Origin of the sequence: Leucobacter sp. M11 (assembly GCF_035726885.1) — a bacterium.
Classification (GTDB): domain Bacteria; phylum Actinomycetota; class Actinomycetes; order Actinomycetales; family Microbacteriaceae; genus JAPFRB01.
In genome coordinates this window covers 168650-172009 of record NZ_JAPFRB010000001.1, presented here as the reverse complement: position 1 = coordinate 172009, position 3360 = coordinate 168650, and the positions used below count along the sequence as shown (strand labels likewise).

General features: G+C 72.6%; 3 protein-coding genes. 1 reads left to right on the top strand and 2 read right to left on the bottom strand.

The window, feature by feature from the left end; translation table 11 throughout:
• Both OOT08_RS00855 and OOT08_RS00850 read right to left on the bottom strand, forming a co-directional pair.
• Window positions 1-1592, bottom strand: a 1592-nt coding sequence (locus OOT08_RS00855) for a preprotein translocase subunit SecA (RefSeq protein WP_442916142.1), incomplete at its 3' end; no start/stop codon positions are given.
• A gap of 25 nt (window positions 1593-1617) precedes the next feature.
• Window positions 1618-2415, bottom strand: coding sequence for an AraC family transcriptional regulator (locus tag OOT08_RS00850; protein ID WP_325090700.1), 798 nt, complete (start codon window positions 2413-2415; stop codon window positions 1618-1620).
• A gap of 82 nt (window positions 2416-2497) precedes the next feature.
• Here OOT08_RS00850 and OOT08_RS00845 point away from each other — a divergent pair, with 82 nt between their 5' ends.
• Window positions 2498-3343, top strand: coding sequence for a sulfite exporter TauE/SafE family protein (locus OOT08_RS00845; RefSeq protein ID WP_325090699.1), 846 nt, complete (start codon window positions 2498-2500; stop codon window positions 3341-3343).
• Window positions 3344-3360: the final 17 nt, after the last annotated feature.

Sequence of the window (3360 nt, the reverse complement as noted above, 5' to 3'; positions counted from 1 at the left end):
GAGGGTGGCTCCGCGCCCCCGAGGCGAATGTCGGTGCCGCGACCGGACATCTGCGTGGACACGGTCAACGCCCCGGGCTCACCGGCGCGGGCAATCAGCGCCGCCTCCCGGGCGTCGTCGCGGGCGTTCAACACTCTCGGGGTGAGCCCCGCGCCCCGGAGCACCGCAGCGATCGATTCGGACTCGGCCACCGACCGGGTCGCGATGAGCACGGGCTGCCCGGACGCGTGCCGCCGCGACACGTCCTGAACGAGGGTGGCGCGCAGCTGCTCGGCGGTTTCGAACACCCGGTCGGGGTGATCGATCCTCGCGCTCGGCACCGATCGCGGCACGCGTGCGGTCGGGAGCCCGTGCAACTCGAGCAGCTCCCGGGCCACGGACACCAGGGTGCCGCTCATGCCGGCGACGCTCCGATACTCGGCGATCAGATCGTGCACCGTGAGCGAGTCGAGCACGACCCCGGACGGGCTTACCCCGAGCCGTTCCTTTGCCTCGATCGCTGCGTGCAGGCCGTCCGGCCACCGCTGCCGGTGAACGAGCCGCCCGCGGGCATCGTTGACGAGGGTGACCGACCCGTCCCGCACGAGATAGTGCACGTCCCGGGTGAGCAGGGTGCGTGCGTGCAGGGCAAGGTTCACCCGGGTCAGGGTGGGGACGTGTTCCGGCTCGTACAGGCGGATTCCCCCGAGGGCGGCCTCGACCCGGTCCAGGCCTGCATCGGTGAGGGTCACGGTCGCCCCGTCTTCCTCAACGGTGAAGTCGGTGTCCGGGGCCAGCGTCGATACCAGGCGTGCCGCCTCGGCGTGATCGATGATCGTGCCCGGTGCCTGCCCGGGGTTGTGCGTGCCGGTGTGGTCGGCGTGCGGGGGAGCAGCCTCCCCGGCCAGCACCAGCGGCACCGCCGCCTCGTCGATCAGGACCGCATCGGCCTCATCAACCAGGGCGACATCCCGGACGGGCAGCACCCGCTCGGCGTCGCTCTCGGCGAAGCGGTCCCGAAGCACATCAAAACCCACCTCGCTCACCGGTGCGTACACCACCTGAGCCCGGTACGCGGCCCGGCGCTCGCCCGAATCATGGCGTTGCCCGACCCAGGCCACCCGAATACCGAGCAGCGCGAACAGGGGAGCCATCCACTCGGCATCGCGCTCCGCCAGGTAGTCGTTCACGCTGAGCACGTGCACCCGTCGCCCGCTGGACGCCAGCAGCGCCGCCGCCAGCGCCCCGGCCAGGGTCTTGCCCTCCCCGGTGTCCATCTCAACGGCGTGCCCGGACGCCAACGCGACGCAGGCGAGGAGCTGCTCGTCAGTGGCCCGTTCGCCGAGGGAACGCCTGCCGGCCTCCCGCAGCGATGCGAGCGCGACCCCCAGCAGGGGCGCATCAGCGGTGAGCGGATCGGACAGGCCCCGGACCGCGGCGCTGAGCCCCGCGTCCTCCCTGCCGCGTGCCGCAGCCTCGCCCACGGTTGCCGCCCGCACCGCAGGAGTGAACGCCCGCAGGGACACCGCGCCGGGAACCCCCAGCAGTCGACGGAACCCGGCACGCAAGACCGCGCCAGGCCAGCCACGGGGGGAACCGCGATCGGCGTTCATGCGACCGAGGGTAGTCGAGAACCCCTCACGGTGACACCCTTGGGAAGAACTCGCGCGGGCTCTGCCCGAGCACCCGGCGAAACATCTGAGCGAACGCCGCCGGGCTGTCATAACCGAGATCTGCGGCAACCCGGGCCACCGGAACCCCCTCACCGAGTCGGAGGACCCCGTGCAGGGCGACCACGCGCTCGCGCCACCTCGAAAAGCCGAGCCCCGTCTCCGCGGCAAAGCGCCGGCCCAGGGTCCGCGAACTCATTCCCAGCTCCCGCGCCCACTCCTCCGGGGACTCCCGAACGGAGGGCGCAGCCTGAAACCTGAGACACCGCACCCGAAGCGTGCCCGGCCCCGGCAGGGGGAGACCCAGGGGGAGCGGGGACAGCGCCCGAAGCTCCTCCAGCAGCAGAGCGGTGAGCGCCGTGCCCCGCCGGCTCTGCGCGGAATCCCCGACGGTCTCCCGAGCAACGGGGTCCGGCAGGTCAACGGCGGCAAGCAGCAACTCCCGCAGCAGCGGCGACACATCCACCGCGAGACAGCTCCGCGGCCACCACGGCACCGCCGCCGGCTCCAGATACAGGCTCCGCGTACTCACCCCGCGCATCTCCACCGCGTGCTGGGTGCGCGGGGGGATGAGTACCGCGCGCTTCGTCGGGATCGTCCACGAACCGTCCGCGGTATCCACCCGCATCACCCCGGTCGCCGCATACAGCAGCTGCGCCCGACGGTGCTCGTGCGGGGCCAACCAGTGCTCAACCGGATAATCGGTGCCGATCGCCAACACGGGCACCCCGAGCGCATCCACCCGAGCCACCGGAACATTTCGCATGCGCCCAGCCTACGCCGACCTGTCGGAAACACAATGAAAGCTGACCGAACATCGATTGAACGCCAACCGCGATGCTCCTACCGTGGGAGGAGTGCTCACCCCAGACCTGTTCACTCCCGACCTCATCGTCCTGCTCGGCTTCGGCATCCTCACCGGCGTCACGACCGTCCTGTTTGGCTTCGGCGGCGGCTTTATCACCGTCCCCGTGCTCGCCGCCGTCCTCGGCGGACCCGCGCCCGGGGACGGCATGCACGTCGCCGTCGCCACCTCCGCCGCGGTCATGGTCATCAACGCGGGCGGGGCCACCCTCGGCCAGGCCCGCGCCGGAGCCCTTCGCCGTGACCTGCTCTGGCCCCTCGCCGGAACCGTCGCCCTCGGCGCGCTCCTCGGCGCCCTCACCGCAACGATCACCCCGGGCCCCGCGCTGCGCTGGCTCTTCGCCGGGTACCTTGTCCTCACCATCCTCGACAGCGTGCTCCGCCGCGGCTTCCTCACCCGGGACCCCGCCGAGCCGCGCCCCCTGACCCCGGCCGTCACCGGCATCGGCGGGGTCGGCATCGGCTTCGTCGCGAGCCTGCTCGGGGTCGGCGGCAGCGTCCTCACCGTCCCCCTCCTGCGCCGCAGCGGGCACCGCATGGCCACGGCCGTGGCTCACGCCAACCCGCTCAGCCTCCCCGTGGCGGTCGTCGCCACGGCCGTCTACCTCTGCGCCCCGAGCGGGTGGGGAGACTCCGGGGTCGCCGCGGGCGGCGGCGCACTCCGCATCGGGCTCATCGACGTGGGCGCCGCACTCAGCCTGCTCGCCGCATCCCTGCCCACCATCGCCCTGGTCCGCCGCCTCGGCGCGCGCATCCCCGACCGCGCCCACGCGATCGCGTACCTCGGCCTGCTCGGCGCGGCGCTCGCCGCGGTGGTCGTCGTTGGCTGAGTCGCGCGCCGGGAACG